We start from the raw sequence: 26,994 nt of genomic DNA, 5'->3' as shown, positions 1-26,994 counted from the left end.
TTTAATGATATTCATTTGGTTCACTCCTTCGCCGGAATCGGGCGTAAAAGTTTTTGCGGTCACCTTATAGAGGCGACACCCTTTGGTCGTACAGGATGTGGTGAAGGGCATTTAAACGCCCACCGGAAAATCCGGCTATTAAAGAACAGTGACTATTAAATGGTCTGACAACGTTATTTGTTTTTAGGGTCCAGAAATGACTCAATAAAAAGTCGCTGGTTATCACTCAAATCCCACGAATCGGGGATAGACACTTTTTCGTCCTTTGCAAGGGGTTCTTTTCCTTTACAGGAGACCGTCTTGTGCTGACCCGAGGTCAGGGAACGTTTATGGCTGAGTGTATTTGCCCACATGGCTTTAGCCCCAGATACGCCAAATCATTAACGCAACAACTACCCAAAACAGCGCAGAGGCAGCGAATACGGTTAACCAGGCTTTGCGACGAGTGTTGCCGGTACGCTCAACCTTGGTGCTTTTTGCCGGGAAACCCGGTTGTACAGTCAGTCGTGTATTCATAGTTTTTGATAATCACTCTCAACAAAATGATTGATAACATCGATTAAGATTTAGGAGGAATCCTAAACGCGTTAAGGCCAAAAATCCAGTTATTTTTATTGAGTAAAACGATTAACGGTATTAATCAATGAGCTTAAGTAACGTAAGAAATCATTAATCCCGGAACCAATATTTAATTAAAAGACCCGCTTAAAAATTTGAGTTAATTTAAAAACAGATCCACTTAATACTATAGAGACAACTTAAGAACCTTATGTTTACTGGCTTCCCACATCAGCTCTTAACTGGAGTATGGGAATAATCCTGGCAAGCCGCAAAGTAACATAGTTAAAAATGTGTTGTAATTCGCATTTAAGAAAGACCGATGGAGAAACATGTGATCAATGTTTCATTTACAAAAAAATCATCAAAACTTTTGATTCTCATTTGGCGCTAAAGCCTGGAGACAGAAAAGGCTGCACCAGGCAGCCTTATGTTTACGCGGGGAGGTTAAATTCTATTTAAACGGCAGTTTGATATCTTTAAACATCGCCTCAATGTCTTCATTGGAGCGCAGCGCAACCGCGGTATCTACCACATCGCGCGTCAGGTGTGGCGCAAAACGTTGGATAAAATCATACATATAGCTACGCAGGAAGGTGCTGCGGCGGAAACCAATCTTAGTGGTGCTATTGGTAAAGATATCGGCTGCTTCAATGCGAATCAGGTCAGGATCGGCTACCGGATCCACCGCCATGCTGGCGATGACGCCAACCCCCAGACCTAAGCGGACATAGGTTTTGATCACGTCGGCGTCGGTCGCGGTAAAGACGATGCGTGGCGTTAATCCTGCACGATTGAAGGCCGTATCCAGTTCTGAACGCCCGGTAAAGCCAAAGGTATAGGTTACCAGCGGATATTCGGCCAGCTCCTCAATGGTGACCTGTCCTTTTCCTGCCAGCGGATGGTCGGCAGTCACGACAATCGCCCGATTCCAGTGGTAGCACGGCAGCATGATTAAATCGTCATAGAGATGCAGAGCTTCGGTGGCGATGGCAAAATCTGCATTACCTTTGGAGACGGCTTCAGCGATCTGGGTCGGAGAGCCCTGATGCATGTGCAAAGAGACGCGAGGATAGCGCTCAATAAATCCTTTGATTACGCCAGGCAGCGCATAGCGAGCCTGGGTGTGCGTGGTTGCGACATAGAGCGAGCCTTTATCAGGCCAGGTGTGTTCACCGGCTACCGATTTTATCGCATCCACTTTGGAGAGAACTTCACGCGCTATACGGATAATCTCTTCCCCTGCAGGCGTGACCTGGGTGAGATGTTTACCGCTGCGGGCAAAGATTTGCACGCCCAGTTCATCTTCCAGCATACGCACCTGTTTACTGATGCCGGGTTGAGAGGTGTAGAGACCTTCCGCCGTCGAAGAGACGTTGAGATTGTGATTGACCACTTCAACGATATAGCGCAACTGCTGTAATTTCATATCTATTCCATCCCGGTAAGTTACAGAGTCGCATCCCCGGTTGACGTATAGTCGCGAGGGTAAAGAGATGCTATGCATCAGGAAAGGTCGGAAATGCTATAACAACTATATCAGTTTAAGTGAGAGAGTAGAACGGATTGATATAAGGCTCAGAAAAAGGCCAGCGAGCGCTGGCCTTCAGGGATTACTTTTTCGCTTCCTGCCATTTGCCATCTATATAGAAGGCGGACCAGCCGGTTGCCTTGCCCTCTTTTTCTGAGGAGACATACTGCTGTTTGGTCTTGCGGCTGAACCGCACCAGCGTTTTGTTGCCTTCCGGATCGGCTGCTGGCGCGTCGGCCAGATATTTCAGCTTCTCAGGCAGACGATCTTTGAAGCGCTGAAGCTCTTCCACCAGCGGCGCACGCGTCTCGCGTGATTTCGGGAAGGTGTTGGCCGCGAGGAAAACGCCCGCCGCACCGTCACGCAACACGAAGTAAGCATCTGACTTCTCACACGCCAGCTCTGGCAGCGGAACCGGATCCTCTTTCGGCGGTGCAACTTCACCACTGCGCAGGATCTTGCGGGTGTTTTTGCACTCTTCATTGGTACACGCCATGTACTTACCAAAGCGTCCCATCTTCAGGTGCATCTCCGAACCACACTTCTCGCACTCCACCACCGGGCCGTCATAGCCTTTGATGCGGAATTCGCCCTTCTCAATCTCGTAACCATCACACTCCGGGTTATTACCACAGACATGCAGCTTACGTTCGTTATCGATCAGGTAGCTGTCCATGGCCGTGCCACACTTCTGGCAGCGACGACGGGCACGCAGGGCGTTGGTTTCAGCATCATCCCCTTCCAGAATATTGAGAACTTCATTTTCCGGGATCAGGTTGATGGTCTGTTTGCAGCGCTCTTTAGGCGGCAGCGCATAGCCGGAACAGCCCAGGAAGACGCCGGTACTGGCAGTTCGAATCCCCATCGGACGGCTACAGGTCGGACAGTCAATCGAGGTCAGCACCATCTGGTTCGGCTGCATGCCGCCCTCTTCAGGATCTTTCTCAGCCAGTTCAAGCTGCTGGGTAAAATCGGTGAAGAAGTGGTCGAGTACCGCTTTCCATTGCGCCTGGTTATTGGCAACCTGGTCAAGGTTGCTCTCCATGCGGGCGGTAAAATCATAATTCATCAGTTCGCGGAAGTTCTCTTCCAGACGATCGGTGACGATTTCACCCATTTTTTCCGCATAAAAACGGCGGTTTTCAACCCGTACGTAGCCACGATCCTGAATCGTCGAGGTAATGGCGGCGTAGGTAGATGGACGACCAATTCCGCGCTTCTCCAGCTCACGCACCAGTGACGCTTCGCTGAAGCGCGCCGGTGGTTTAGTGAAGTGCTGACCGGGCAGCAGTTGTTGCAGGTCCAGAACATCGCCCACGCTTACCGCAGGCAGCGTACGATCTTCATCATTCTTACGCAGCGCAGGCATCACTTTGGTCCAGCCGTCGAAACGCAGAATACGGCCTTTCGCTTTGAGCCGGAAATCACCGGCGGCGGCAGTAATGGTGCTGGAGTCATATTTCGCTGGTGTCATCTGACAGGCAACAAACTGACGCCAGATCAGCTGATAGAGTTTCTGCGCATCCGCTTCCATATCTTTCAGCTTTTCCGCCACCACTTCCACATCAGAAGGACGAATCGCTTCGTGCGCTTCCTGGGAGTTCTCTTTGCTGGCGTAAGTTATGGCGTTTTCAGGCAGATACTTTTTACCGAAATTGCTTTCGATATAACCACGCGCCATGGCGACCGCATCCTGACTCAGGTTGGTCGAATCGGTACGCATATAAGTAATGTGGCCCGCTTCATACAGCCGCTGGGCCATCATCATGGTCTTCTTAACGCCAAAGCCGAGACGGGTGCTGGCAGCCTGCTGCAGTGTCGAGGTGATATAAGGCGCGCCCGGCTTGCTGCTGGTCGGCTTATCTTCACGATCCACGATCTCATAGCGCGCTTTTTCCAGCAGCGCGACGGCAGCATACGTTTCTTCGCGGTTGACCGGACGGAAGGCTTTATCCCCTTTGTGCGTCACGTCCATCGACAGCTCATCACCTTTCGGCGTGGTCAGCGCGGCATTAACTTCCCAGTATTCTTCGGGAACAAAAGCTTTAATCTCACGTTCACGTTCCACCACCAGACGAACGGCAACGGATTGCACACGTCCGGCAGAGAGACCACGGGCGATCTTTTTCCACAGCAGTGGCGAGACCATGTAGCCCACCACGCGGTCCATAAAGCGACGCGCCTGCTGAGCATTCACCCGATCAATATTCAGTTCGCCCGGCTTTTCAAACGCCTGACGAATCGCATTCTTGGTTATTTCGTTAAACACGACCCGGCTGAAGCGCGAGTCATCACCACCAATCACTTCCCGCAGGTGCCAGGCAATGGCTTCCCCTTCGCGGTCAAGGTCGGTTGCGAGATAGATGTGGTCAGCATTGGCGGCTAACGCCTTCAGTTCGGCAACCACTTTCTCTTTGCCGGGCAGAATCTGATAGTCCGCTTCCCAGCCGTGATAGGGGTCAACACCCATGCGGCTGACGAGTGCGGCCTTCTCATCTTTTTTAACTTTTTTGACTTTCTTGTCAGTCGAAGCGTCTTTGACTTTTTTATCTGTCGAGGCGTCAGCACTTTTCTTCGCGGTTGAACCACTGGTCGGCAGATCCCGGATATGACCAACGCTGGATTTAACCACGTAATCACTACCCAGGTATTTATTGATTGTTTTAGCCTTTGCCGGGGACTCAACAATAACGAGTGCTTTACCCATATTTACCTTTACCTAATGAAAACATCCTGCTTAACGGGAGAGGATTGGATGCCCAAAAACCCAATGGGTTCAATATTGCTGCGCCTGTTTAACATTTCAAGGCGGAGGGGTCAATCTCAGATCAGATGATGTGGCGTTATGCAACTGCATGATAAAGAGTGCTTTTTCTATCTGAACTCATCGCACATCCTGGTGCAAAATCCCTGAAATCGGAATCGCCCACACTCTACCTGATAAAATCTGTTACGCAACTTAATTAGCACTCAGCCCGGACTTACGCCAGGTTTTCATCGATTACGCCGATTTGTCACACCGCGTGACTCGCCAGTAATATAGAAAGGATTAGAGTGCTGTCAAACAGGAGTGAATAAATGCAGAGTTCAACTCAGGCTATTTCCCGCCAGGCGTTGCTGGAAAAGGCCAATGCACTGATCAAAGAACATGATGATTATTTAGCGGGAATGCAGGCGGATGAGGTGATTCAGCAGGGAGATGTGCTGGTATTTCGCGGACCGTTTTTTCTTGATGCCGATGGACTGCCGACGGCAAAAACCACGGCGGTGTTTAACGTGTTCAAACACCTTGCCGTGGTGCTGTCGCCGCTCTACCACCTGGAATAAAAAACCCGGCGCAGGCCGGGTTTCGCATCATCAGAGCAGTGGCTTTTCGCCGCGCTGCCAGAGTTTCAGCAGCAGGCGCTCTGCCACCGAGCCGGCGCTCTGCGTAAAGCGATCCATCACCTTACGGCGGCGGGCATAATGCACGCCGAGCACGCTGAACTTATCCATCTGACGGATGATCAGATCATCGCTGGTGCCGATTTCGTCAATCAGGCCGAGGTCCAGCGCCTGGCGGCCATACCAGTGTTCACCGGTTGCCACCTGATCGATGTCGAGTGACGGGCGCATCTGGTGGACAAACTGCTTGAACAGCAGGTGCGTTTCGTCGAGATCTTCCTGGAACTTCTCACGTCCCTCTTCGGTGTTTTCACCAAACAGCGTCAGCGTGCGCTTGTACTGTCCGGCGGTATGCAGCTCAATATCAATATCGTTCCGTTTCAGCAGGCGGTTGAAATTGGGGATCTGCGCAACCACGCCGATGGAGCCAATAATCGAGAAAGGTGCCGCCACAATGCGATCGGCCACGCAGGCCATCATGTAACCGCCGCTGGCTGCCACTTTATCCACGGCCGCCGTGATGCGCAGACCCTGATCGCGCAGACGCTGCAGCTGCGAGGCTGCCAGGCCATAGCCATGAACCACGCCGCCCGGGCTTTCAAGACGCAGCAGCACTTCATCGCCAGGCTGCTTCACGGCCAGCACGGCTGAAATCTCTTCGCGCAGTGAGGTCACCTCATGGGCGTCCATGCTGCCTTTGAAATCGAGCACATAGAGCGTGGGCTTCGCACTGTCTGCCTGCCCCTGCTTCGCCGCCTGCTTTTCCGCTTTGGCTTTCAGTTTTTCACTTTTCTTATGATTTTTCAGCCAGACTTTTTGTGCCTGAGGCTTCATTTTTGCCAGCTGCAAATCCTCTTTCATCTGTTGATAATCATCATCCAGATGAGTCAGCCGAAGCTGACCGTTTTGTGCCCGTTTGCGTAACGCGGCATTCATCACAATCATGACAATCACAGCGACGGCAACCACCAGTGTCACCACTTTCGCTAAAAACAGTCCATACGTTGAAATAAAATCCATAGGTCGCCTTAGTAAACAGAGAATCAAAAACAGTTCGCCAGTTTAGCCGTTTTGCCCCGCTTCGTCGCCTGAAATGCCAGCAGCTGGCACAGAATGCGTGGGTTGGCGATTGCGCCCATTCGTAAATTCAGGCATAAAGCGGAATCATGCTGTTTTCGCTGGAGGACCCCGCTGTGCATTATCAACCGAAAAGCGACCTGCTCAATCATCGCATTATCCTGGTCACTGGCGCTTCAGATGGCATTGGCCGGGAAGCGGCGCTGACTTATGCCCGCTATGGCGCAGAAGTGATCCTGATGGGCCGTAACCCTGAGAAGCTTCAGCAGGTCGAACAGGCGATCAATCAACTCAATCTCTGCCCTGCTCACACTGTGGTGTTCGATCTGGCCGAAGCGACACCAGAACGTTGCCAGCAGTTGGCAGAACAGCTGGCACAGCAGTTCCCGCGTCTTGACGGCGTGCTGCATAACGCCGGTATCCTCGGTGAGATTGTGCCGCTGGCTGAACTTGACCCACAGGTCTGGCAGCAGGTGATGAACATCAACCTGGACGCCACCTTCTTCCTGACGCAGGCGCTGTTGCCGCTGCTGTTAAAATCGGATGCCGGTTCACTGGTGTTTACCACCTCCAGCGTGGGCCGCACCGGTCGCGCGGGCTGGGGGGCTTACGCCGTCTCTAAATTTGCTACCGAAGGCATGATGCAGGTACTGGCTGATGAGTATAAGAACCAGTCGCTGCGGGTGAACTGTATTAATCCAGGCGGGACGCGAACCAAAATGCGTGCCAGCGCGTTCCCGCAGGAAGATGCCAATAAGCTGAAAACCCCTGCCGATTTGATGCCGCTCTACCTTTATCTGATGGGTGATGACAGCCGTCGCAAAACCGGGATCAGCTTTGATGCCCAGCCAGGCAGAAAACCGGGAGCCGCTGAATAATGGCTGACGATCGTCATCAACAGCGTCAGCAGCGATTAAAAGAACAGGTTGACGCGCGTATTGCTGCAGCCACGGAGGTTCGTGGCATCCTGATGGTCTTTACCGGCAATGGCAAAGGCAAAACCACTGCGGCCTTTGGCACGGCACTCCGCGCCACCGGTCATGGCAAACGCGCGGCGGCTATCCAGTTTATTAAAGGTGACTGGCCGAATGGCGAGCGCAACCTGCTGGAACAGCACGGTGTTGAATTTCAGGTGATGGCAACCGGCTTTACCTGGGATACGCAGAATCGCGAAACGGATACCGCCGCCTGTATGGCGGTGTGGCAACATGCAAAACGGATGCTGGCCGATGAGCAGCTGGATCTGGTGGTGCTCGACGAAATCACTTATATGGTCAGCATGGATTATCTGCCACTGGAAGAGCTGATAGTGGCCCTGCAACAGCGCCCGGCGCATCAGAGCGTCATCATTACCGGACGTGGCTGTCATCGCAGCCTGACTGAGATGGCGGATACGGTGACTGAGATGCGGCCGGTTAAGCACGCTTTTGATGCCGGGATACAGGCTCAACAGGGAATTGACTGGTAACAGAAAAAGAAAACGCAGCCCTGGGGCTGCGTTTTTAGCGATCGGGCAACGTGCTTAGCCGGAGTTACGTTTGCTGCCCGGATTGCGGCGTGGTGCACGTGGGGTGCTGCTCACTTTACTGTGACGTTTCACGGCACGACGAATCTGGTTCGCTTTGGTGCGACGACGATCTTTTTCGACCACCAGTTTGGTGACCGTTTCATCATCCATTTCCACCAGGTTACGCAGGTAGTTAACCGCAGGCAGATCCAGTTCGGTCCAGCCACCGCGTGGCAGGCCTTTTGGTAAGGTGATATCGCCGTAGCGAACACGCATCAGACGACTGACCTGCACACCGACCGCTTCCCATAAACGACGCACTTCACGGTTACGTCCTTCGGTCAGGGTCACGTTGTACCACTGGTTGATCCCTTCTCCACCGCCAAATTTCAGGGTTTTAAAGGCAGCCGGGCCATCTTCCAGCTGAACGCCCTTGCTCAGCTGACGAATTTTATCATCGTCGACCTGACCAAAGACGCGCACCGCATATTCACGTTCCACTTCACGGCTCGGATGCATCAGGCGGTTCGCCAGTTCACCGTCAGTGGTGAAGAGCATCAGGCCACAGGTATTCACATCCAGACGGCCAACGGCAATCCAGCGTGAACCGCGCAGACGAGGCAGGCGGTCAAATACCGTTGGGCGCCCTTCAGGATCGCTGCGGGTACAGAGTTCACCTTCTGGTTTGTAGTAAGCCAGCACGCGGCAAACTTCGGTTGCTGATTCAGCAATCGAGACCAGATGACCATCAATACGGATTTTCAGAGATTTGCTGCTTTCGACGCGGTCGCCCAGGGTGGCGATCTTGCCGTCGACGCTGACACGGCCAGCGGCAATCATCGATTCGATTTCACGACGCGAGCCATGACCGGCACGCGCTAAGACTTTCTGTAACTTTTCGCTCATTGAGCTTCCTCTTTGTCGCCTTCCCAGGCGTCACGGTAGGGTGATAATTCTTTCTGAATCAACAGGTTAACCTATTAATTCGGCCCCATTATACAGACATTTCCCCCTGAAGTAACGCGCTTTATGAGTGGGTTAATAGCCAATAAAGAAGAGTTGGCCTCAAATAGTTTTAACTCTATTAATCCTTAATACGCTTCTGAATAATGTGCGATCATCTGACAAGACCTTTGATTAATAAAATGCATCTATTGAAAACTTTATAGCTGATGACAATTAAATTTTCTTACCACTCAGGAGGCATCAAAATGATGTTCTGGTGATGAAAACCATAACACTATCTTACACTTCTATAGATTCACTCTTGCTTTTAATCTTCTTCATAAAACATTAAAATCAGAATAAACAACTGCCAGGTTGATTTTATCCATCACAAATGGTCGGTAAATATAAAAATGTCAGATTATTCTTAAGGCAGATTTATTTAAAACCTTATTTTTCATAACATTTGATTCTTATTAGCTTTAATAAATTGTACGACACTATTAAGCTGATATAATTTATTCCTGTAGCACAATAAAAAGCAGGACTCACGATAGAGGGGTCCTGCAACAATGAAGTCCGGCTTTTGTTATTCGTTTATAAAAATAGTCTTTTTACATTAATCCAATAAACCGGCGCATCCGGAGTTGTTGCGTTAATACGGTTCAGTGATGAACCTTGCTTGCATGTCAAAAATCTTCACCAGGGATTTCCCGACATGCCTGAATAAAGAAACCCATCATGAAAAACCTGTTGCTGTGCCCGGTGCTTGCTGCACTGGTGCTGAGCGGGTGTTCTGTGGGCCACACTGAGTACAGTCGTACGGCGATGCAGCACGTAGATATGAGCGTGACTGGCATTCCGACGATCCTCGGTCTCGGCACACTGGGCACCAGCATTCCTCTGACGCCTGAATATAGCCTGACGGCTGCGCACGTCGCCAAAACTGCCGTGCAGCGCGTCAAGTCTTATCACCCTTATTGCGACCTTGCGATTATTTATCACAAGAATGACGCCAGCACGCTGACTAAGTTCCGCAACAGCGACATCGGCGATCCGGTTAAAATGTATGGCTATAGCTTTATTTCGGCGATGCCGGTTGAATCGACGGGAGTTAATTTAGCCCGCACGGCAATTCGGAATAACTGGAATAAAAGTCCCTGTATAGCCATGGCCTCCAATGCAGGCGTTGTTCAGGGAATGTCGGGCGGCGGCGTTTATAACCGTGATGATACGCTGGGCGGCGTGATTGTTGGCTATTCTGACTCAATTAAAAATGGGCGTAATAACAAAGTGATCCTGAAAGATGTGTCACTTTATATCCCTTACGGCCAGTTCAAAAGCTGGTTAGAGTCGAATCTGGCCCAGACACCGACACGCGGTGCCTGAGCCTGAGGGCTTACAGGAACGGGCGGGTATCGCCTACCCCTTCACGCACAATTTCCGGCGCATCGGTGGTCAGATCGACCACCGTGGTCGGCTGCTGGCCTAGCGTACCGCCGTCGATAATCAGATCGACCAGCTTGCCGATGCTGTGCTGGATCTCTTCCGGATCGGACTCGGTGAAATCGTTGCCCGGCAGGATTAATGAGGTCGACATCATCGGCTGATTCAGTGCTTCCAGCAGCGCCAGCGCCACGGGATTAGAGGGCACGCGCAGACCAATGGTCTTACGTTTTTCATTCATCAGGCGGCGCGGCACCTCTTTGGTCGCCTTGAGGATAAAGGTGTAGTTGCCTGGCGTGTTGTTTTTCAGCAGGCGAAACGCTGAGTTGCCCACCTGCGAGTAGACCGACAGCTCAGAGAGATCGCGGCACATCAGGGTAAAGTTGTGGTGCCCGTCGAGCTGACGGATACGACAGATACGCTCCATCGCCCCCTTCTCTTCCAGCCGACAGCCCAGCGCATAGCCGGAATCGGTTGGATAAACAATGACGCTGCCTTTGTTCAGGTAGTCTACCGCCTGATTAATCAGGCGAGGCTGCGGGTTGTCCGGATGAATATGAAACAATTGACTCATAGAAACCTCGTGTCACCTTTCCGTGATTGCCAGGCCGGGAGCCAGATCAGGGAAGCGTTCCCAGACCGGCTCAACCGCCGCGGGCAGCCAGAGTTTGCGGCCCAGTTCAATCCACGGACAGGGTTGATGAAAATCAGAACCTTGTGATGCGGCCAGTTCATTATCTCTGGCGTATTGCGCCAGCGTCGTGCGCTCATTGGGTGGCTGCTGGCACTGCGCAACTTCCATCGCATCGCCGCCCGCTTCGCGGAAATGGGCGACCAGCCGCTTGAGCCACTTTGCCGATAAACCGTAACGGCCAGGATGCGCCAGCACAGCGCAGCCACCAGAATGATGAATCGCATCAATAGCTTGTTTAATTGTACACCATTGTGGCGGCACGTAACCGGTTTTGCCACGCGCCAGATAATTTTTGAACACCTGCACCATATTCTCTGCTTTACCCTGTTCAATCAGGAAGCGGGCAAAGTGACCGCGGGTAATGATGCCGCCATCAGCCAGTCGCGTGGCTCCCGCCAGCGCATCCGGGATACGTGCCTTCGCCAGTCGCTCACCAATCTCTTCTGCACGTGCCTGCCGACAGGCATGTTGTCCGGCCAGAAACGCCACCATCGCCGGATGGCGGATATCAATGTTGAGTCCCACGATATGAATCTCATGGTTTTCCCACAGGGTGGAGATTTCTGCGCCCGCCAGCACTTTTATCGGTAAATCGTGATCGATTGCCGTTTGCTGCGCTTCATCTACCCCTGCAACGCTGTCGTGATCGGTGATCGCCAGTACGCCGACGCGCATCTCAACCGCTCGCTGCACCAGGGCTGCTGACGTCAGTAAGCCGTCGGAGGCACGCGTGTGGCTGTGTAAATCATAAACCGGGAAACGGGCGATATCGCTCAAGAGAACTCCTGCAAAAACTAAACCGGCCAGCATGATAACGATTTTCACGGTCAGTGAAAAAGTGTATTGACATTTCCGCCCTGAACCCGTTAACTAGTACACAAGTTCACACGTAACGGGTATTCAATCATGGCTGTTGTAATCACGCATTTAAACGGTTGGCGCGATGTTCCCGAAAACGGGCGACAGGGTCGTGCACACTTTGCGTAAACGCTGTGCTAATACCTGAGCCCGCCACCGAGCGGGCTTTTTTTTGAGCGAAATTTAGAGAAATCATCATGCCAAATGCGAAACCTACAGTGAAGTTGATTACCGGCACCGCACCCTACCGCGAAGATCCGGCCGCAGTGTTTCACCAGCTGTGCGGCGCACGTCCGGCAACCCTGCTGCTTGAATCCGCTGACATCGACAGCAAGCGCAACTTAAAAAGCCTGCTGATTGTCGACAGCGCGCTGCGCGTCAGCGCAATGGGCAATAATGTCACCGTTCAGGCGTTGTCAGAAAATGGCCGCGCCCTGCTGCTGCTGCTGGATGAGGCCCTGCCTGCGTCGGTCAGCAATCAGGTTCGTCCCGATGGACGCGAGCTGACTTTCCCCCAGAGCACCGACCATCAGCAGGATGAAGATTCCCGCCTCAAGGCACTGTCGGTGTTTGATGCACTGCGTCTGATTCCACAACTGGTCAACTCTCCTGCCGATGAACGCGAAGCCGTGCTGCTGGGTGGCCTGTTTGCTTATGATCTGGTTGCCGGTTTTGAAACCCTGCCGGAGCTGGATAATCAGCAACGCTGCCCCGACTACTGTTTTTACCTGGCAGAGACCTTACTGGTGATCGATCACCAGACCCGCAGTGCGCGTCTGCAGGCCAGCCTGTTCTGCCCGTCCACCAGCGAGTTCCAGCGCCTGCAGCGCCGCATCGAGCAGTTGCACGGCCAGATGCTGCAGCCGGCACCGGCTCTGCCGGTCCAGCCGGTTGAACAGATGACGCTGACCACCAGCCAGAGTGATGAAGAGTATTGCGACGTAGTACGCACCCTGCAGCAGGCAGTTCGCATCGGCGAAATTTTCCAGGTCGTACCGTCACGCCGCTTCTCGTTGCCGTGCCCGTCGCCGCTGGCTGCTTATGAGACACTGAAAAACAGCAATCCCAGCCCCTACATGTTTTTCATGCAGGATCAGGATTTCTCTCTGTTTGGCGCGTCGCCGGAGAGTTCGCTGAAGTATGACGCCACCTCCCGTCAGATTGAGATCTACCCGATTGCCGGTACCCGCCCGCGTGGCCGCCATGCTGATGGCTCACTGGACCGCGATCTCGACAGCCGCATTGAGCTGGAGATGCGTACCGACCATAAAGAGCTGGCTGAACATCTGATGCTGGTGGATCTGGCGCGTAACGATCTGGCGCGAATCTGCGTGCCCGGTAGCCGTTACGTGGCTGACCTGACCAAAGTTGACCGCTACTCATTTGTGATGCATCTGGTTTCCCGCGTGGTGGGCACGCTGCGCGCGGACCTCGATGTGCTGCACGCGTATCGTGCCTGTATGAACATGGGCACGCTGAGCGGTGCACCAAAAGTTCGCGCCATGCAGTTGATTGCCGGGGCTGAACGCACCCGTCGCGGCAGCTACGGCGGCGCGGTGGGCTACTTCACCGCCCAGGGCGATCTCGATACCTGTATCGTTATCCGCTCCGCCTATGTAGAAGATGGCGTCGCCACCGTTCAGGCGGGCGCAGGTGTGGTGCTGGATTCTAATCCGCAGGCTGAAGCTGATGAAAGCCGCAACAAAGCGCGCGCCGTACTGCGCGCTATCGCGACTGCCCATCACTGCAAGGAGATCTTCTGATGGCCGATATTCTGCTGCTCGATAACATCGACTCTTTTACCTATAACCTGGTTGATCAGCTGCGCACCTTTGGTCACAACGTGGTGATCTATCGCAACAACCTGCCTGCCGAACTGTTAATTGAACAGCTGCAGCGGATGGAGAACCCGGTGCTGATGCTCTCTCCTGGTCCCGGCGCGCCAAAAGATGCTGGCTGTATGCCGGAGCTGCTGCGGGTGCTGCGTGGTCGTCTGCCAATTATCGGCATCTGTCTGGGTCACCAGGCGATTGTCGAAGCTTATGGCGGCCATGTGGGCCAGGCAGGCGAGATCCTGCATGGCAAAGCCTCTTCAATCGACCATGACGGCGAGGCGATGTTTGCCGGTCTGAGCAATCCGCTGCCGGTGGCGCGCTACCACTCGCTGGTGGGCAGCAACACGCCGGATGAGCTGACGGTGAACGCCAGTTACAACGGGATGGTGATGGCCGTTCGCCATGAAACCGATCGCGTATGCGGATTTCAGTTCCATCCTGAATCGATTTTGACTTCTCAGGGCGCGCGCCTGCTTGAGCAGACGCTGGCCTGGGCGCTGGCGAAGTAACAGGGAGAATAAATATGCAACAGACACTGGAAAAACTTTACCAGGCGCAGACGCTGAATCAGGCTGAGAGTCATCAGCTGTTCAGCGCCATCATTACCGGACAGCTGGAGCCAACGCAGCTCGCTGCCGCGCTGATCGCCATGAAAGTGCGCGGTGAAACGCCGGAAGAGATCGCCGGAGCCGCCACCGCGCTGCTGGAAGATGCCAAACCTTTTCCCCGCCCTGATTATGCGTTTGCCGACATTGTGGGCACCGGCGGCGATGGCAGTAACAGCATTAATATCTCGACTGCCAGCGCCTTTGTCGCCGCGACCTGCGGTCTGAAAGTGGCGAAGCACGGCAACCGCAGCGTCTCCAGCAAATCGGGATCTTCTGACCTGCTGGCTGCCTTTGGCATCAATCTCGATATGCCCGCTGACCGGGCACGCCAGGCGCTGGACGATCTGAATGTCTGCTTCCTGTTTGCGCCGCAGTATCACACCGGATTTCGCCACGCGATGCCGGTCCGCCAGCAGCTTAAGACCCGTACGCTGTTTAACGTGCTGGGCCCGCTGATCAACCCGGCACGCCCGCCACTGGCAGTGATTGGCGTCTACAGCCCGGAACTGGTAATGCCGATTGCCCAGACGCTGAAAGTGCTGGGTTATCAGCGCGCGGCGGTGGTTCACGGTGGCGGTATGGATGAAGTGGCGCTGCACGATGTAACCCATGTGGCCGAACTGCGTGAAGGTGAAATTACGCGCTATCAGCTCTCGCCAGAGGACTTTGGTTTTGGCTTCCATCCCAAAGAGGCGCTGGCGGGCGGCACGCCGGAAGAAAATCGTGACATTCTGACCTCTTTACTCCAGGGTAATGGCCAGCAGGCCCATGAGGAGGCCGTCGCCGTCAACGTGGCGATGTTGCTTAAAGTATTCGGTCAGGAAGATCTGCGTGAAAACGCACAGCAGGCGCTTAACGCCATCCGCAGCGGACAGGCTTATGAGCGTGTTGTCGCACTGGCAGCAAGAGGATAATCATGAAAGGCACCGTGTTAGAAAAAATTGTTCAGGACAAAGCGATTTGGGTTGAAGCCCGTCAGCAGCAGCAGCCTCTCTCTACCTTTCAGAACAGCATTGAACCCGCCAGCCGTCATTTCTACGACGCGCTGCAGGGTGCAAGAACCGCGTTTATCCTGGAGTGTAAAAAGGCCTCTCCCTCGAAAGGCATTATTCGCGAGGATTTCGATCCAGCCGCCATTGCCGGGGTCTACCGCCATTACGCTTCCGCGGTGTCTGTGCTGACCGATGAGAAATATTTTCAGGGCGACTTCGCCTTTCTGCCGATTGTCAGCGCGGCCATCACCCAGCCGGTGCTGTGCAAAGATTTTATCATCGACCCTTATCAGATCTATCTGGCACGTTACTACCAGGCTGATGCGATTCTGCTGATGCTGTCAGTGCTGGATGATGAGCAGTATCGTCAGCTGGCCGCTGTGGCGCACAGCCTGAAGATGGGCATTCTGACTGAAGTGAGTAATGAAGAGGAACTGGAGCGGGCTATCGCGCTGCAGGCCAAAGTCGTGGGTATCAACAACCGCGATCTGCGTGACCTCTCTATCGATCTTAACCGCACCCGTCAGCTGGCACCGCGCCTGTCGCACGGCGTCACGGTAATCAGCGAATCAGGCATTAACAGCTATGCCGATATTCGCGAGCTGAGCCACTTTGCCAACGGCTTCCTGATTGGTTCTGCACTGATGGAAGAGGCCGACCTGACCGCAGCAGTGCGTCGGGTCACGCTGGGCAGCAATAAAGTGTGCGGCCTGACCCGTGCCGAAGATGCGCGCGCCGCCTATGAAGCCGGGGCAATCTATGGCGGTCTGATCTTCGCGGAAGGTTCTCCGCGCCAGATTGACACCGCCACGGCGCAGACCGTGATCGCTGCGGCGCCGCTGCGCTACGTCGGCGTGTTCCGCAATGCCGCTGTAAGTGACGTTGTCACGCAAACCGGTGCGCTTTCACTCGCTGCAGTGCAGTTGCATGGCAACGAGACGCCGGAGTTTGTGGCTGAACTGCGCGCGGCTCTGCCAGCAGAGATTCAAATCTGGAAGGCGCTGCGCATTGAAGGCACCTTACCGGCGCGCGACTGGCCTCATGTTGACCGTTATGTGTTTGATAATGGCGACGGTGGAACCGGACAGCGTTTCGACTGGTCACTGTTGCAGGGACAGACGCTCAACAATGTACTGCTGGCCGGTGGCCTGAGCGCGGATAACTGTGTTGAAGCCGCGCAGCTCGGCTGTGCCGGACTGGACTTCAACTCTGGCGTGGAAAGCGCGCCTGGCATCAAAGATGCCCGTAAAATTGCCGCTGTGTTTCAGACACTGCGAGCCTACTGATTTGCCTGGCCTGCTCAACGGCGGGCCCGAGAAAGGAAGATAAAAAATGACGTTACTTAATCCCTACTTTGGCGAATTTGGCGGAATGTATGTTCCGCAAATCCTGATGCCAGCCCTGCGCCAGCTGGAACAGGCGTTTGTCGACGCCCAGAAAGATCCTGAGTTTCAGGCCGAGTTTACCGACCTGCTGAAGAACTATGCGGGTCGCCCTACCGCCCTGACGCTTTGCAAAAACCTGACTAAAGGCACCAAAACCCGCCTCTATCTTAAGCGTGAAGATCTGCTGCACGGTGGCGCGCACAAGACCAACCAGGTGCTGGGTCAGGCGTTGTTAGCCAAACGCATGGGCAAAAACGAAATCATTGCCGAAACCGGTGCGGGTCAGCACGGCGTAGCTTCAGCGCTGGCCTGTGCGCTGCTGGGCATGAAATGCCGCATCTATATGGGCGCAAAAGATGTGGAGCGTCAGTCACCCAACGTCTTCCGTATGCGTCTGATGGGCGCAGAAGTGATCCCGGTGCACAGCGGCTCCGCCACGCTGAAAGATGCCTGTAACGAAGCGCTGCGCGACTGGTCTGGCAGCTACGAGACATCACACTATATGCTCGGCACCGCGGCGGGTCCGCATCCCTTCCCGACGATTGTGCGTGAGTTCCAGCGCATGATTGGCGAAGAGACTAAAAAGCAGATTCTGGAAAGAGAAGGTCGCCTGCCCGATGCGATCCTCGCCTGTGTGGGCGGCGGCTCCAATGCCATCGGCATGTTTGCCGACTTTATCGATGAGACCAGCGTGAAGCTGATCGGCGTAGAGCCTGCGGGCCACGGCATTGAGACCGGCGAGCATGGCGCGCCGCTCAAGCACGGTCGCGTCGGCATCTACTTCGGTATGAAATCGCCGATGATGCAGACCCATGATGGCCAGATTGAGGAGTCTTACTCGATCTCTGCCGGTCTCGACTTCCCGTCGGTAGGCCCGCAGCATGCGCACCTGAACAGCATCGGTCGTGCGGAATATGTCTCCATCACCGATAACGAAGCGCTGGCCGCCTTTAAACAGCTCTGTCGCGATGAAGGTATTATTCCGGCGCTGGAGTCATCCCACGCCCTGGCGCACGCCATGAAGATGATTCAGGCTGAGCCGGAAAAAGAGCAGTTGATTGTGGTCAACCTCTCTGGCCGCGGCGACAAAGATATTTTCACCGTTCATGACATTTTGACAGCGCAGGGAGAAATCTGATGGAACGTTACAATCAACTGTTTACGCGTCTGTCAGCGAATAACGAAGGGGCTTTCGTTCCTTTTGTTACGCTGGGCGACCCGTCACCGGAGCTTTCACTGCGCGTGATTGACGCCCTGGTTGAAGGGGGCGCGGATGCACTGGAGCTGGGTATTCCCTTCTCCGATCCCCTTGCAGATGGCCCGACCATCCAGAATGCGACGTTACGCGCCTTTGCGGCGGGCACCAACACCAGCCAATGCTTTGAAATGCTGGCCGCTATCCGCCGTAAGTATCCGGATCTGCCGATTGGATTGCTGATGTACGCCAATCTGGTCTTCACCAACGGTGTGGATGAGTTCTATGCCCGTTGTGCAGAGGCGGGTGTGGATTCGGTGCTGGTGGCAGATGTGCCCGTTGAAGAGTCCGCGCCCTTCCGTCAGGCCGCGCTGCGTCATGGCGTGGCACCCATCTTCATCTGTCCGCCCAACGCCAGCGATGAGCTGCTGCGTGAGATCGCTTCGCACGGACGGGGTTACACCTACCTGCTGTCGCGCGCGGGCGTTACCGGTGCTGAAAACCGCGCCAGCCTGCCGTTGCAGCATCTGATCGACAAGCTGCGTGAATACCATGCAGCCCCGCCGCTGCAGGGCTTTGGTATCTCTGAGCCTGAACAGGTGAAGGAAGCGATCGCTGCGGGCGCTGCGGGCGCGATCTCCGGCTCTGCGATTGTCAGAATCATCGAAAAACATCATTCAGAGCCTGAGGTGATGCTGAGCGAGCTGAAGAACTTTGTCAGCCGCCTTAAAGCCGCCAGCCGTTAATCCTGCCAGCATGCCTTATCGCGCGATAAGGCATGATTTGTTTCCTTTTTTTTCATTCCCCCATTTGCCCTTTTTGCAAAATCTGCACCACAATGACAATGCGCCGTTACGGTAACGTCGCATCCATTTTGTGACAGGGAGAGAAAGCAATGAAATTCGTTAAACTGCTGACAGGTGCTGTACTGGCGGGCGTGGTTGCGCTGACACTGAGCGCCTGTGCGCCAACCGCAACCAAAGAGGGAACCGGTGGCTATATTGATGACACCGTGGTGACCACAAAAGTTAAAGGTGAACTGCTGAAAGATGACTCACTGAAATCAACTGAAATCAACGTAGAAACCTTTAAAGGTAAAGTTCAGCTGAGCGGTTTTGTTTCATCACCACAGATGGCTAATCGTGCCGTTCAGGTTACGCGCAGCGTGGCGGGCGTGAAGTCCGTGGTAAACAATATGCAGATCAAATAATGTCTTAACAGACAAAAAAGGCCGCTGATTCAGCGGCCTTTTTATCATCTTCATCATCAGAAACGGTAACCCGCACCGAAGAAGAAGACCCAGGGATCGATGCGCATATTGATATTCTGCTGCTCGCCACCCGCTTTAAACTTCACTTCAGTATCAATATCCATGTACCACACCGACGCGTTCAGCATCCAGTCACGGTTAATCTGATAATCCAGACCGACCTGACCCGCTACACCCCAGGAATCCTTCACGCTGAGATCGGTCAGGCCCGCATCGCGGCCCGTTTGATTGAAATCGGCATCGTAAAAGGTGGTGTAGTTGATACCCACGCCAACGTAAGGACGCGCTTTGCTCTTGCTGTCAAAAAAGTAGTACTGCACCATCAGCGTAGGCGGTAACTGGCGTACCGTTGCCAGTGTTCCGGTCGGGCCCAGGCCCACTTTGTGACGGAACGGTGTGGCGGCCAGTAATTCGACACCAATGTTGTCCGTTGCCATGTAAGTAAAGGTCAGGCCCAGCTGCGTATCGTTGGATGCGCTGAACTCGCCCATCCCTAACACATTATCGGAACCTTCGGTGGGCCGGACGGTGGCACTGCCGGCACGCATAAAGAAGTCGCCTGCTTCGTGGGCCATTGCCAGCTGGGGTAAAGCCAGAGCCAGCAGCATCGCGCATTTTGCCAGTTTCATCATCACTCCTTTGCTTAATGTTAATGTCGCGAACGTCATCGCTTTTTTGCTGGCAAATATTTAACGTGATTTACAGAAAATTGCACTCTGTACCTTTCAGATAAATTACTTAAAAAACAATGAATTGATTTAGATCAATTTCGGCTCAGGCTGGCGCAGCAAAATTCCCCTTGCTGAATAATTTCGCCGGGCCTATTTTGCTTATCTTCTCTGGTGATTTTGGTTCGATGCCCTGGGAGGGGCGGGTGATCAAATGAGTGAAATAACTAACCCTTGTGTCAGCTGTGGCGCCTGCTGCGCCCATTTCCGCGTCTCATTTTACTGGGCCGAAGCCGATGATGCAGGCGGCCCGGTGCCGACCGCATTAACCGAACCGCTCAGCCTGTTAATGCGCAATATGCGTGGAACGAACGATCGCGCGCCGCGCTGCGTTGCCCTTGAGGGCGAGATTGGCGGCTGTGTCTCGTGCGGAGTTTACGAACAACGTCCGACGCCCTGTCGGGAATTTTCGATGTCGGGCGAAGCTGGTATCCACAATGAAGCCTGCGATCGCGCCCGCGCCCGGTATGGCCTTCCCGCCCTTTTTTCTCCATCTTTACCTGTCATGACAGAAAGTTATGCCGCAGCGGGTGCCCGCGAGCTGCCAGAACATGTACAATCGCCGGGTTAATTAACCCGGTTCCTCAAAGGAGTGTACATGTCTATCACGGCAAGCTCGTTATACCGTGACACAGGAAATTTCGCGCGCCATCAACTGGCTACGGTGCTGTTGATGTCGCTGCTGGCCGCTTTTATCACCGTCATGCTGGTGCATGTGCTGACGCCGGGTGCCGATCAGATGGCCCTCCTGCAACAGGGTGACGATAGCGCCGGTTCGCTGTTTGAGATGGTGCAGAATATGTCACCGGAACAGCAGCAGGTGCTGCTGCGCGCCTCGGCGGCCAGCACCTTCGCTGCGCTGATGGGGAACACGCTGCTGCTCGGCGGAATGCTCTATCTGATCCCAATGGTCTCTTCCGGCCAGCGTGTCAGTGCGTTGCGGGCGATTGGTGCTTCAGCGCCGCTGCTGCCAAAGCTGCTGCTGCTCACCTTCCTGATGACGCTGGTGGCGCAACTGGGCTTTATGGTGCTGGTGGTGCCAGGCATTCTGCTGACGATTCTGCTGTCGCTGGCTCCGGTGATGGTGGCCAGTGAGAAGATGGGTGTTTTTGCCGCCATGAGGGCCAGCATGCGGATGGCGTGGAAGAATGTGAAGCTGATTGCCCCCGCTATTCTGCTCTGGCTGCTGGCCAAAGTAGTGGTGATGCTGTTCTTCTCTTCGCTGACGGTTTTACCGCTGAATGTCTCGTCGGTGATTTTCACCGCGGCAGGCAATGTGGTTTCGGCGATGTTGATTATCTATCTTTATCGGCTCTATATGCTGTTACGTTGATTGACGATGTGCCTTCGGGCACATTTGCAGTCAACTCTGAATGGAAAAACTATGAAGCAGCTACTCGACTTTCTTCCCCTGGTGGTCTTTTTCATCTTCTACAAGCTGTATGACATTTTTGTCGCCTCGGGCGCACTGATTGTCGCGACCGGTCTGGCGCTGGTTGTCAGCTGGGTGCTCTATCGCAAGCTGGAAAAGATGACAATTTTCACCTTTGTGCTGGTGGCGGTCTTTGGCACCCTGACGCTGGTGTTCCACAACGATGAGTTCATTAAGTGGAAAGTTACGGTTATCTACAGCCTGTTTGCCGCCGCCCTGCTCTACAGCCAGTGGTTTATGGAGCAGACGCTGATTCAGCGCATGCTGGGCAAAGAGTTACAACTGCCCGATGCGGTCTGGCGTCGGCTCAACGTTGCCTGGGCGCTGTTCTTCTTCATCTGCGGCCTGGTAAACATCTATGTCGCCTTTTGGTTATCTCAGGCGTTTTGGGTTAACTTTAAAGTGTTCGGTCTTTCCGGTCTGACCTTACTGTTTACCCTGCTCAGCGGGCTTTACATCTGGCGACAGATGCCGCAGCAGGAACAAAAATAATCATCTGCCCGGTCCGCCGGGCATTTTTTTAGCATTCACCTGCATAGAAGTGGAAGCAATGGGCGAAAAACATACATTGCCGAAAGGCGAAATGGTGCTGCGTACGCTCGCCATGCCAGCAGACACCAACGCCAACGGCGATATTTTTGGTGGCTGGCTGATGTCACAGATGGATATGGGTGGCGCTATCCTGGCGAAAGAGATCGCTGAAGGACGCGTGGTGACGGTTCGCGTTGACGGCATGTCATTTATGAAGCCCGTCGCGGTGGGCGATGTGGTGAGCTGCCATGCGAGCTGTCTCCGTACCGGCAACAGCTCCATGACGATCAATGTTGAAGTGTGGATCAAAAAAGTGTCGTCTGAGCCGATTGGACAAACTTACATTGCGACGGAAGCGGTGTTTATTTATGTGGCGGTCGACAATGAGGGTAATTCCCGTCCTCTGCCAGCCGGTCGCGCTAACCAGCAACCCGGCGAATGAAAAACAGGTCAGGCTGTTTCAGCCTGACCTGACGCATTATTCTATGCTGGCCCCACCATTAATCTTAAACACGATATTCATGGTCAGACCCTGCCCTGGCCGTCCGCTCTGATAGCGCCACTTTTTCATCGCCTGCTTAACTTCACGCTCAAACATATTGCGCGGCTCAGCAGAGAGGATCTGGATGTTATCCACCCGTCCCTCACTATCAACATCAAACTTCACCCGTACCCGCCCCTCTACACGCAGTGCAAATGCGCGTTGTGGATAGCCAGGCTTACTGACGTTTAGTGCTTTTGGGCCGGTTGAGGCCGATGAGGTGGGTGACGGCGTAGATTTTGGCGCCGTGGTCGGTTTGTTCTGCGTCGCCGGGGCTTCCTGCTTAAACGGGTCGGCCTGCGGTTTGCTCTCCTGACGCGGCTTCACCTCGCGTTTAGGCTGCTCCCGCTTGTGCTCTGGTTTCGGTCTGGGCTTTGGCTTAGGCTCAGGTTTGGGAATCGGCACCGGCTCCGCTTTCGGCGGTTCGGGCACGGGCTGAGGTTCCGGCACCGGTTCAGGTTCTGGCTGAGGCTCGGGCTGTGGCGCAGGCGGCTCCACGATGGCCGGTGCAGGCTCAGGCTGGACTTCAGGGGCGACCATGGTAACGCTGATAGGCTGCGACGCTTTGGGCACCTCAATCACCTGCTGGAATGAAGCATACAGAATTCCGGCTATCACGGCCCCATGCAAAGCAACAGACAACAACATGGAGACAGGCGTGCGTTTAGGTAATGGCATAGTCAGCGTGGTCATAACAGTCGCAGTGATTGAATGAAGCAGCGATTTTAAATGCAAATAGCAATCAGTTTCAATAACTCCCGCCATCCGGCCTGAAGAAAAGCGCTTTTTAGCCCTTTATGCTGAGCCATTAACCACGCTGAGGTTTCGTTTGCACTCTGATGGGCAATCACTTAACGTGTTGCGAAATTCTGGTTAATGGGAGTTCCTTAGTGCTTTACGTCATTTATGCAGAAGATACTGCAGATTCACTGGAAAAACGTAATGCCGTGCGCCCTGCCCATCTGGCACGGCTCAAACTGCTGCAGGAAGAGGGACGCCTGATCATTGCAGGCCCGATGCCTGCTGTCGACAGCAACGATCCTGGTGTAGCGGGCTTTACCGGCTCAACCGTGATTGCTGAATTCCCGTCATTAGAAGAAGCACAATCCTGGGCACAGGATGACCCCTACTTCGCGGCGGGCGTCTATAAGCAGGTTTCGGTTAAACCGTTTAAACGCGTCTTCTGATCGTGAGTCAGCAGTGAAAATGGCTTCTGTGCCTGGCACAGAAGCCATTTTTATTTTGATCGTTTAAGAGAGAAAAGATGCAGATAATCATTCTGGGGCTACTGGCCATTATCGCTTTACTGATCGGCAGCGCGGTTTATCTCTGGCGAACTCAGGGCTGGCGTAATAAAAAGCAGTGGATTGTCATGCTAATCGTGCTGGCGGCGGCACTGCAGCTGGTGAACGTGACGCTGGTGATGACGACACAACGTCTCGCTGGTTAATCAGCCTGAGATTTCATTGCGACAGAGCAGCACATAACGCTCTGTCGCAGCGACCGGCCGGTCTGAATATTTGCCTCGCGAATAAACGCAGCGACCAACTGATCTTAATAAATTAAAGCGTTGTTCTGAGCAACATTGATTATAAACCGGCAGTATACCGGCCTGGTCTTTCAGTAATACACGCTCTCTTTATTTTCCCGCCGCTGGCATATTTTCAGCGATGCGTTAACCGCGATCCAGAATCAGGCCAATCAGCGCATGATAGTGCTGTTCTTCTTCCGGACTGGTGACATGCTGTAAACGGCCAATCAGTTTTGAGCAGATCGCTTTACGATTCAGACTACGGCCCGAACTGATAATTTCCGTCACGACGGAGCCAAGAATGGCCTGTTGTGAGGGCTGCGCGGCGCTGTGTAAATACGCGGAGATGTCAGAGACTGAAGCGGGAATACGAACGTTAGTCTGCATGGTTGACCCTCATAGGATTCATTTAAGATTAATAACCGATGCGATAAAGTTATACAACAACGAGCTATCTGTACAGATATTTAGCTTAAAAAATCAGTTCGTTTTGTTTTAATGACAACAAACCCATAAATAACAGCACATTACAACATTGTAAAGTTGTACAACTTCTTAGCCTGCGGTTTTTATCCTGTTAATATTCCCTCTTTAGTCCGCGCCTGCATGACCTGTTTTACTATTAAAATATGATCTTTCCGCCCTTTTTTTAGTATTAAAGAGGAATTATCTCGCAGAGCTGTCTACATTTACCCCTTGTGAGTTGAACCTCTGAATGGATGCACAGCACAGTCGCGGGCACATTATGCATAAAACTTATTCTGGCCAGTCCCTTACATTGCTCGACCCGCTGTTATCCCGGCTTCTTTCTATTGTTGACCCCAAAATAGAAGTGATGAGTGGTTACCCTGCTAATTGCTCAGTGTGGCTCACTGTCTATTATCAGCGTAAATCGCGTAAGTGGTCTTACGAATGGTACGATCGTGTGGGTTACCACAGGCCGACTGAGCTGGGCAGCTCAATGGAATGTCTGATGCGCGAAGTCAGCGATCGTGGCGCGTCGCATCAGGAGCACCTGATAGCGCGACGGGCGATGGCAGAATCGGTTTTTTTTGAAGCCTGATTTGAAGTCTGAATAGCCTGCTTTGTCCCACAGGCTGAATTCACCGGGCTTGAGCTATATTATCTGCGTAATAAACAGAATCGAACGACGCTGCTGTTGTGCCAGCTGATGGCGAATGCAGTGGATACGCTTATACCGCCGCGACTGCCCTTCCAGCCAGCGTGAGCGGCGGCGATGCACCTGCCGTAACATTCTCCAGCGCGCCACTTCATTTCTGCTTCGTTTCATCACTTCCTCTCTGACGTCATACACACGAGATATACGCGAGGGCATTATAGAGATCTCTGCGGTAATGCCAAATCGGATCCTTCATCGAGGATGTCCGGGATAAAGGGTTCCGTTAGCCGTCATCTGCACGTAAACTTGCCGGACGAAAGCGCGAACGGGATGTCCACTTTATGACCACTTTTTATACCCTGATCAGCTGGCTGCTGGTGTTTGGTTACTGGCTGCTGATCGCCGGGGTTACGCTGCGCGTGTTAATGAAGCGACGGGCTGTGACATCCGCGATGGCCTGGCTACTGGTGATCTATATTCTGCCGCTGGTAGGGATTATCGCTTATCTCTCTTTTGGCGAACTGCATCTGGGTAAACGTCGTGCGGAGCGCGCCCGCACCATGTGGCCATCCACTGCCCGCTGGCTTACTGACCTTAAGCAGTGCCGTGAAATTTTTGCCACCGAACACAGCGACGTTGCGCGTTCGCTGTTTGAGCTTTGCTACCATCGTCAGGGCATCGCCGGGGTCAAGGGCAACCAGCTGCAGCTGCTCACCAGCGCCGACGACGTGATGCAGGCGCTGATTCGGGATATCCAGCTGGCCCGCCACAACATTGAGATGGTGTTCTATATATGGCATCCCGGCGGTCTGGCGGATGAAGTGGCGGAATCGCTGATGGCGGCATCACGCCGTGGCGTTCATTGCCGTCTGCTGCTCGACTCTGCGGGCAGTGTTACCTTTTTCCGCAGTCCCTGGGTCGGCATGATGCGCAATGCCGGAATCGATGTGGTGGAAGCGTTGCAGGTCAGCCTGCTGCGCGTCTTCCTGCGACGGATGGATCTGCGTCAGCACCGCAAAATCGTACTCATTGATAACTACATCGCTTATACCGGCAGCATGAACCTGGTCGATCCGCGCTTCTTTAAACAGAGCGCGGGTGTCGGTCAGTGGATTGACCTGATGGCGCGAATGGAAGGCCCGGTGGCGACGGCGATGGGGATTGTTTTCAGCTGCGACTGGGAGATAGAGACCGGCAAACGCATTTTACCGCCGTCGCCCGATCGCAACATTATGCCGTTTGAACAGGAGAGCGGCCACACCGTGCAGGTGATCGCCTCCGGCCCCGGCTTCCCGGAAGATATGATCCATCAGGCGCTGCTGACTGCGGTCTATTCGGCACGTGAACAGTTGATCATGACCACGCCCTACTTAGTGCCGAGCGACGATCTGCTGCATGCTATCTGTACGGCGGCGCAGCGTGGCGTCAATGTCAGCGTGATTGTGCCTCGTCACAATGACTCGCTGCTGGTTGGCTGGGCCAGCCGCTCCTTCTTCAGTGAGTTGCTGGAAGCGGGCGTGAAAATTTATCAGTTTGAAGATGGCCTGCTGCACACCAAAAGCGTGCTGGTCGACGGACAACTGAGCCTGGTGGGAACCGTGAACCTAGATATGCGCAGTTTATGGCTGAATTTTGAAGTGACGCTGGTGGTTGATGATGCGGGATTTGGCAGCGATCTCGCCTGTGTGCAGGATGACTATATCGCCCGTTCCCGCCTGCTGGATGGCAAGCGCTGGGCAAAACGTGCCTGGTGGCAACGCATCGTCGAACGACTGTTTTACTTCTTCAGTCCTTTACTGTAAAACGAGCCAGATTGTGTAAATGGC

General features: G+C 53.7%; 28 protein-coding genes, 1 pseudogene and 1 other annotated feature. Of the genes and pseudogenes, 18 read left to right on the top strand and 11 right to left on the bottom strand.

The genetic code is table 11. The features are described 5' to 3' along the window. Positions 1 to 357: 357 nt before the first annotated feature. The 3 genes from EPG66_RS01530 to topA form a co-directional block, all read right to left on the bottom strand. Positions 358 to 516: a YmiA family putative membrane protein gene (locus tag EPG66_RS01530; RefSeq protein WP_071778593.1), complete on the bottom strand. Its 159-nt coding sequence runs from the start codon at positions 514 to 516 to the stop codon at positions 358 to 360. A 496-nt stretch (positions 517 to 1,012) separates the two neighbouring features. Then, positions 1,013 to 1,987: an HTH-type transcriptional regulator CysB gene (gene cysB / locus EPG66_RS01525; RefSeq protein ID WP_003853865.1), complete on the bottom strand. Its 975-nt coding sequence runs from the start codon at positions 1,985 to 1,987 to the stop codon at positions 1,013 to 1,015. 184 nt (positions 1,988 to 2,171) lie between these two features. Further along, positions 2,172 to 4,796, bottom strand: a complete 2,625-nt coding sequence (topA, locus tag EPG66_RS01520) for a type I DNA topoisomerase (RefSeq protein WP_031591590.1) — start codon at positions 4,794 to 4,796, stop codon at positions 2,172 to 2,174. 371 nt (positions 4,797 to 5,167) lie between these two features. On the opposite strand from topA, the gene EPG66_RS01515 reads away from it, so the two are divergent. Next, a complete protein-coding gene (locus EPG66_RS01515) occupies positions 5,168 to 5,416 on the top strand; it encodes a YciN family protein (RefSeq protein ID WP_031591591.1) in 249 nt (82 codons plus the stop codon). A gap of 30 nt (positions 5,417 to 5,446) precedes the next feature. Here the strand turns inward: EPG66_RS01515 and sohB are convergent, their stop codons facing one another. Next, the gene (gene sohB / locus EPG66_RS01510) at positions 5,447 to 6,493 is read right to left on the bottom strand and encodes a protease SohB (RefSeq protein WP_069026344.1); all 1,047 of its coding nucleotides are present in this window, start codon (positions 6,491 to 6,493) and stop codon (positions 5,447 to 5,449) included. A gap of 173 nt (positions 6,494 to 6,666) precedes the next feature. Here sohB and EPG66_RS01505 point away from each other — a divergent pair, with 173 nt between their 5' ends. Continuing rightward, on the top strand, positions 6,667 to 7,428 hold the full coding sequence (locus EPG66_RS01505; RefSeq protein ID WP_039386366.1) for a YciK family oxidoreductase: 762 nt from the start codon (positions 6,667 to 6,669) through the stop codon (positions 7,426 to 7,428). After that, complete coding sequence (cobO, locus tag EPG66_RS01500; RefSeq protein ID WP_115758649.1) at positions 7,428 to 8,018, top strand: cob(I)yrinic acid a,c-diamide adenosyltransferase; 591 nt, start codon at positions 7,428 to 7,430, stop codon at positions 8,016 to 8,018. Before EPG66_RS01505 ends, cobO begins: the two co-directional genes overlap by 1 nt. 54 nt (positions 8,019 to 8,072) lie before the next feature. Here the strand turns inward: cobO and rluB are convergent, their stop codons facing one another. Further along, the gene (rluB, locus tag EPG66_RS01495; RefSeq protein ID WP_010670251.1) at positions 8,073 to 8,963 is read right to left on the bottom strand and encodes a 23S rRNA pseudouridine(2605) synthase RluB; all 891 of its coding nucleotides are present in this window, start codon (positions 8,961 to 8,963) and stop codon (positions 8,073 to 8,075) included. Between the two features lie 780 nt (positions 8,964 to 9,743). On the opposite strand from rluB, the gene EPG66_RS01490 reads away from it, so the two are divergent. Beyond that, positions 9,744 to 10,391: a serine protease gene (locus EPG66_RS01490; RefSeq protein WP_039386281.1), complete on the top strand. Its 648-nt coding sequence runs from the start codon at positions 9,744 to 9,746 to the stop codon at positions 10,389 to 10,391. A gap of 10 nt (positions 10,392 to 10,401) precedes the next feature. Here EPG66_RS01490 and EPG66_RS01485 read toward each other — a convergent pair whose 3' ends face one another. Beyond that, the gene (locus EPG66_RS01485) at positions 10,402 to 11,022 is read right to left on the bottom strand and encodes an L-threonylcarbamoyladenylate synthase (protein WP_003853883.1); all 621 of its coding nucleotides are present in this window, start codon (positions 11,020 to 11,022) and stop codon (positions 10,402 to 10,404) included. Between the two features lie 12 nt (positions 11,023 to 11,034). Then, complete coding sequence (gene rnm, locus EPG66_RS01480) at positions 11,035 to 11,919, bottom strand: RNase RNM (RefSeq protein WP_413466849.1); 885 nt, start codon at positions 11,917 to 11,919, stop codon at positions 11,035 to 11,037. A gap of 153 nt (positions 11,920 to 12,072) precedes the next feature. Then, positions 12,073 to 12,174, top strand: a sequence feature (Trp leader region). Positions 12,175 to 12,197: 23 nt separating this feature from the next. Here rnm and EPG66_RS01475 point away from each other — a divergent pair. The 6 genes and pseudogenes from EPG66_RS01475 (at position 12,198) to EPG66_RS01445 (ending at position 19,225) form a co-directional block, all read left to right on the top strand. Next, positions 12,198 to 13,763, top strand: coding sequence for an anthranilate synthase component 1 (locus tag EPG66_RS01475; RefSeq protein ID WP_031593120.1), 1,566 nt, complete (start codon positions 12,198 to 12,200; stop codon positions 13,761 to 13,763). Further along, a pseudogene (trpD, locus tag EPG66_RS22930) lies at positions 13,763 to 15,357 on the top strand (bifunctional anthranilate synthase glutamate amidotransferase component TrpG/anthranilate phosphoribosyltransferase TrpD). The gene EPG66_RS01475 and the pseudogene trpD overlap by 1 nt, the downstream one beginning before the upstream one ends. Positions 15,358 to 15,359: 2 nt before the next feature. After that, positions 15,360 to 16,721, top strand: coding sequence for a bifunctional indole-3-glycerol-phosphate synthase TrpC/phosphoribosylanthranilate isomerase TrpF (trpCF, locus tag EPG66_RS01460; RefSeq protein ID WP_031593123.1), 1,362 nt, complete (start codon positions 15,360 to 15,362; stop codon positions 16,719 to 16,721). A gap of 46 nt (positions 16,722 to 16,767) precedes the next feature. Beyond that, complete coding sequence (gene trpB / locus EPG66_RS01455; protein ID WP_010244436.1) at positions 16,768 to 17,958, top strand: tryptophan synthase subunit beta; 1,191 nt, start codon at positions 16,768 to 16,770, stop codon at positions 17,956 to 17,958. Beyond that, positions 17,958 to 18,761 (top strand): tryptophan synthase subunit alpha, encoded by an 804-nt coding sequence (gene trpA, locus EPG66_RS01450; protein ID WP_031593124.1) that lies wholly within the window; start codon positions 17,958 to 17,960, stop codon positions 18,759 to 18,761. Before trpB ends, trpA begins: the two co-directional genes overlap by 1 nt. Positions 18,762 to 18,910: 149 nt before the next feature. After that, positions 18,911 to 19,225 carry a BON domain-containing protein gene (locus EPG66_RS01445; RefSeq protein ID WP_010244430.1) on the top strand — a complete coding sequence of 105 codons (315 nt, stop codon included), beginning with the start codon at positions 18,911 to 18,913 and terminating at the stop codon, positions 19,223 to 19,225. Between the two features lie 56 nt (positions 19,226 to 19,281). Here EPG66_RS01445 and ompW read toward each other — a convergent pair whose 3' ends face one another. After that, on the bottom strand, positions 19,282 to 19,917 hold the full coding sequence (gene ompW, locus EPG66_RS01440; protein ID WP_182685777.1) for an outer membrane protein OmpW: 636 nt from the start codon (positions 19,915 to 19,917) through the stop codon (positions 19,282 to 19,284). 250 nt (positions 19,918 to 20,167) lie between these two features. Between ompW and EPG66_RS01435 the strand changes: the two genes are divergently transcribed. From EPG66_RS01435 to yciA, 4 genes are read left to right on the top strand one after another with little or no spacing between them, the layout of a single operon-like run. Next, positions 20,168 to 20,584 (top strand): YkgJ family cysteine cluster protein, encoded by a 417-nt coding sequence (locus EPG66_RS01435; RefSeq protein ID WP_115758647.1) that lies wholly within the window; start codon positions 20,168 to 20,170, stop codon positions 20,582 to 20,584. A 27-nt stretch (positions 20,585 to 20,611) separates the two neighbouring features. After that, a complete protein-coding gene (locus EPG66_RS01430) occupies positions 20,612 to 21,346 on the top strand; it encodes a YciC family protein (RefSeq protein ID WP_010244420.1) in 735 nt (244 codons plus the stop codon). Positions 21,347 to 21,397: 51 nt separating this feature from the next. Continuing rightward, positions 21,398 to 21,937 (top strand): septation protein A, encoded by a 540-nt coding sequence (locus EPG66_RS01425; protein WP_010244416.1) that lies wholly within the window; start codon positions 21,398 to 21,400, stop codon positions 21,935 to 21,937. Between the two features lie 58 nt (positions 21,938 to 21,995). Continuing rightward, positions 21,996 to 22,418, top strand: a complete 423-nt coding sequence (yciA, locus tag EPG66_RS01420) for an acyl-CoA thioester hydrolase YciA (RefSeq protein WP_010244413.1) — start codon at positions 21,996 to 21,998, stop codon at positions 22,416 to 22,418. Positions 22,419 to 22,454: 36 nt separating this feature from the next. Here yciA and tonB read toward each other — a convergent pair whose 3' ends face one another. Further along, the gene (gene tonB / locus EPG66_RS01415; RefSeq protein ID WP_182685775.1) at positions 22,455 to 23,210 is read right to left on the bottom strand and encodes a TonB system transport protein TonB; all 756 of its coding nucleotides are present in this window, start codon (positions 23,208 to 23,210) and stop codon (positions 22,455 to 22,457) included. Positions 23,211 to 23,407: 197 nt separating this feature from the next. Between tonB and EPG66_RS01410 the strand changes: the two genes are divergently transcribed. Continuing rightward, a complete protein-coding gene (locus tag EPG66_RS01410) occupies positions 23,408 to 23,704 on the top strand; it encodes a YciI family protein (protein WP_010244407.1) in 297 nt (98 codons plus the stop codon). A gap of 77 nt (positions 23,705 to 23,781) precedes the next feature. Further along, a complete protein-coding gene (locus EPG66_RS01405) occupies positions 23,782 to 23,967 on the top strand; it encodes a hypothetical protein (RefSeq protein WP_039386262.1) in 186 nt (61 codons plus the stop codon). A gap of 225 nt (positions 23,968 to 24,192) precedes the next feature. Here the strand turns inward: EPG66_RS01405 and ycgZ are convergent, their stop codons facing one another. Beyond that, positions 24,193 to 24,435, bottom strand: a complete 243-nt coding sequence (ycgZ, locus tag EPG66_RS01400) for a regulatory protein YcgZ (RefSeq protein WP_010244401.1) — start codon at positions 24,433 to 24,435, stop codon at positions 24,193 to 24,195. 358 nt (positions 24,436 to 24,793) lie between these two features. On the opposite strand from ycgZ, the gene EPG66_RS01395 reads away from it, so the two are divergent. Further along, positions 24,794 to 25,111: a hypothetical protein gene (locus EPG66_RS01395; RefSeq protein ID WP_031593132.1), complete on the top strand. Its 318-nt coding sequence runs from the start codon at positions 24,794 to 24,796 to the stop codon at positions 25,109 to 25,111. 54 nt (positions 25,112 to 25,165) lie between these two features. On the opposite strand, the gene EPG66_RS01390 is transcribed toward EPG66_RS01395, so the two are convergent. Further along, the gene (locus EPG66_RS01390) at positions 25,166 to 25,339 is read right to left on the bottom strand and encodes a YciY family protein (protein ID WP_003853917.1); all 174 of its coding nucleotides are present in this window, start codon (positions 25,337 to 25,339) and stop codon (positions 25,166 to 25,168) included. A 170-nt stretch (positions 25,340 to 25,509) separates the two neighbouring features. Between EPG66_RS01390 and cls the strand changes: the two genes are divergently transcribed. After that, the gene (cls, locus tag EPG66_RS01385) at positions 25,510 to 26,970 is read left to right on the top strand and encodes a cardiolipin synthase (protein WP_182685773.1); all 1,461 of its coding nucleotides are present in this window, start codon (positions 25,510 to 25,512) and stop codon (positions 26,968 to 26,970) included. The last annotated feature ends 24 nt before the right edge of the window (positions 26,971 to 26,994 follow it).

Origin of the sequence: Pantoea pleuroti, assembly GCF_014156615.1 — a bacterium.
GTDB classification, from domain to species: Bacteria; Pseudomonadota; Gammaproteobacteria; order Enterobacterales; family Enterobacteriaceae; genus Pantoea; species Pantoea agglomerans.
This window is presented reverse-complemented; position numbering and strand designations above follow the sequence as displayed.

Coding starts and splice junctions, on each gene's coding strand:
- EPG66_RS01430 (WP_010244420.1), top strand. CDS start 20,612: ATGTCTATCACGGCAAGCTCGTTATACCGTGACACAGGAAATTTCGCG.
- EPG66_RS01395 (WP_031593132.1), top strand. CDS start 24,794: ATGCATAAAACTTATTCTGGCCAGTCCCTTACATTGCTCGACCCGCTG.
- EPG66_RS01530 (WP_071778593.1), bottom strand. CDS start 516: ATGAATACACGACTGACTGTACAACCGGGTTTCCCGGCAAAAAGCACC.
- cysB (WP_003853865.1), bottom strand. CDS start 1,987: ATGAAATTACAGCAGTTGCGCTATATCGTTGAAGTGGTCAATCACAAT.
- EPG66_RS01490 (WP_039386281.1), top strand. CDS start 9,744: ATGAAAAACCTGTTGCTGTGCCCGGTGCTTGCTGCACTGGTGCTGAGC.
- EPG66_RS01405 (WP_039386262.1), top strand. CDS start 23,782: ATGCAGATAATCATTCTGGGGCTACTGGCCATTATCGCTTTACTGATC.
- EPG66_RS01485 (WP_003853883.1), bottom strand. CDS start 11,022: ATGAGTCAATTGTTTCATATTCATCCGGACAACCCGCAGCCTCGCCTG.
- ompW (WP_182685777.1), bottom strand. CDS start 19,917: ATGATGAAACTGGCAAAATGCGCGATGCTGCTGGCTCTGGCTTTACCC.
- EPG66_RS01425 (WP_010244416.1), top strand. CDS start 21,398: ATGAAGCAGCTACTCGACTTTCTTCCCCTGGTGGTCTTTTTCATCTTC.
- topA (WP_031591590.1), bottom strand. CDS start 4,796: ATGGGTAAAGCACTCGTTATTGTTGAGTCCCCGGCAAAGGCTAAAACA.
- EPG66_RS01435 (WP_115758647.1), top strand. CDS start 20,168: ATGAGTGAAATAACTAACCCTTGTGTCAGCTGTGGCGCCTGCTGCGCC.
- EPG66_RS01445 (WP_010244430.1), top strand. CDS start 18,911: ATGAAATTCGTTAAACTGCTGACAGGTGCTGTACTGGCGGGCGTGGTT.
- cls (WP_182685773.1), top strand. CDS start 25,510: ATGACCACTTTTTATACCCTGATCAGCTGGCTGCTGGTGTTTGGTTAC.
- EPG66_RS01390 (WP_003853917.1), bottom strand. CDS start 25,339: ATGAAACGAAGCAGAAATGAAGTGGCGCGCTGGAGAATGTTACGGCAG.
- trpA (WP_031593124.1), top strand. CDS start 17,958: ATGGAACGTTACAATCAACTGTTTACGCGTCTGTCAGCGAATAACGAA.
- rluB (WP_010670251.1), bottom strand. CDS start 8,963: ATGAGCGAAAAGTTACAGAAAGTCTTAGCGCGTGCCGGTCATGGCTCG.
- ycgZ (WP_010244401.1), bottom strand. CDS start 24,435: ATGCAGACTAACGTTCGTATTCCCGCTTCAGTCTCTGACATCTCCGCG.
- yciA (WP_010244413.1), top strand. CDS start 21,996: ATGGGCGAAAAACATACATTGCCGAAAGGCGAAATGGTGCTGCGTACG.
- EPG66_RS01475 (WP_031593120.1), top strand. CDS start 12,198: ATGCCAAATGCGAAACCTACAGTGAAGTTGATTACCGGCACCGCACCC.
- sohB (WP_069026344.1), bottom strand. CDS start 6,493: ATGGATTTTATTTCAACGTATGGACTGTTTTTAGCGAAAGTGGTGACA.
- EPG66_RS01515 (WP_031591591.1), top strand. CDS start 5,168: ATGCAGAGTTCAACTCAGGCTATTTCCCGCCAGGCGTTGCTGGAAAAG.
- cobO (WP_115758649.1), top strand. CDS start 7,428: ATGGCTGACGATCGTCATCAACAGCGTCAGCAGCGATTAAAAGAACAG.
- trpB (WP_010244436.1), top strand. CDS start 16,768: ATGACGTTACTTAATCCCTACTTTGGCGAATTTGGCGGAATGTATGTT.
- tonB (WP_182685775.1), bottom strand. CDS start 23,210: ATGACCACGCTGACTATGCCATTACCTAAACGCACGCCTGTCTCCATG.
- trpCF (WP_031593123.1), top strand. CDS start 15,360: ATGAAAGGCACCGTGTTAGAAAAAATTGTTCAGGACAAAGCGATTTGG.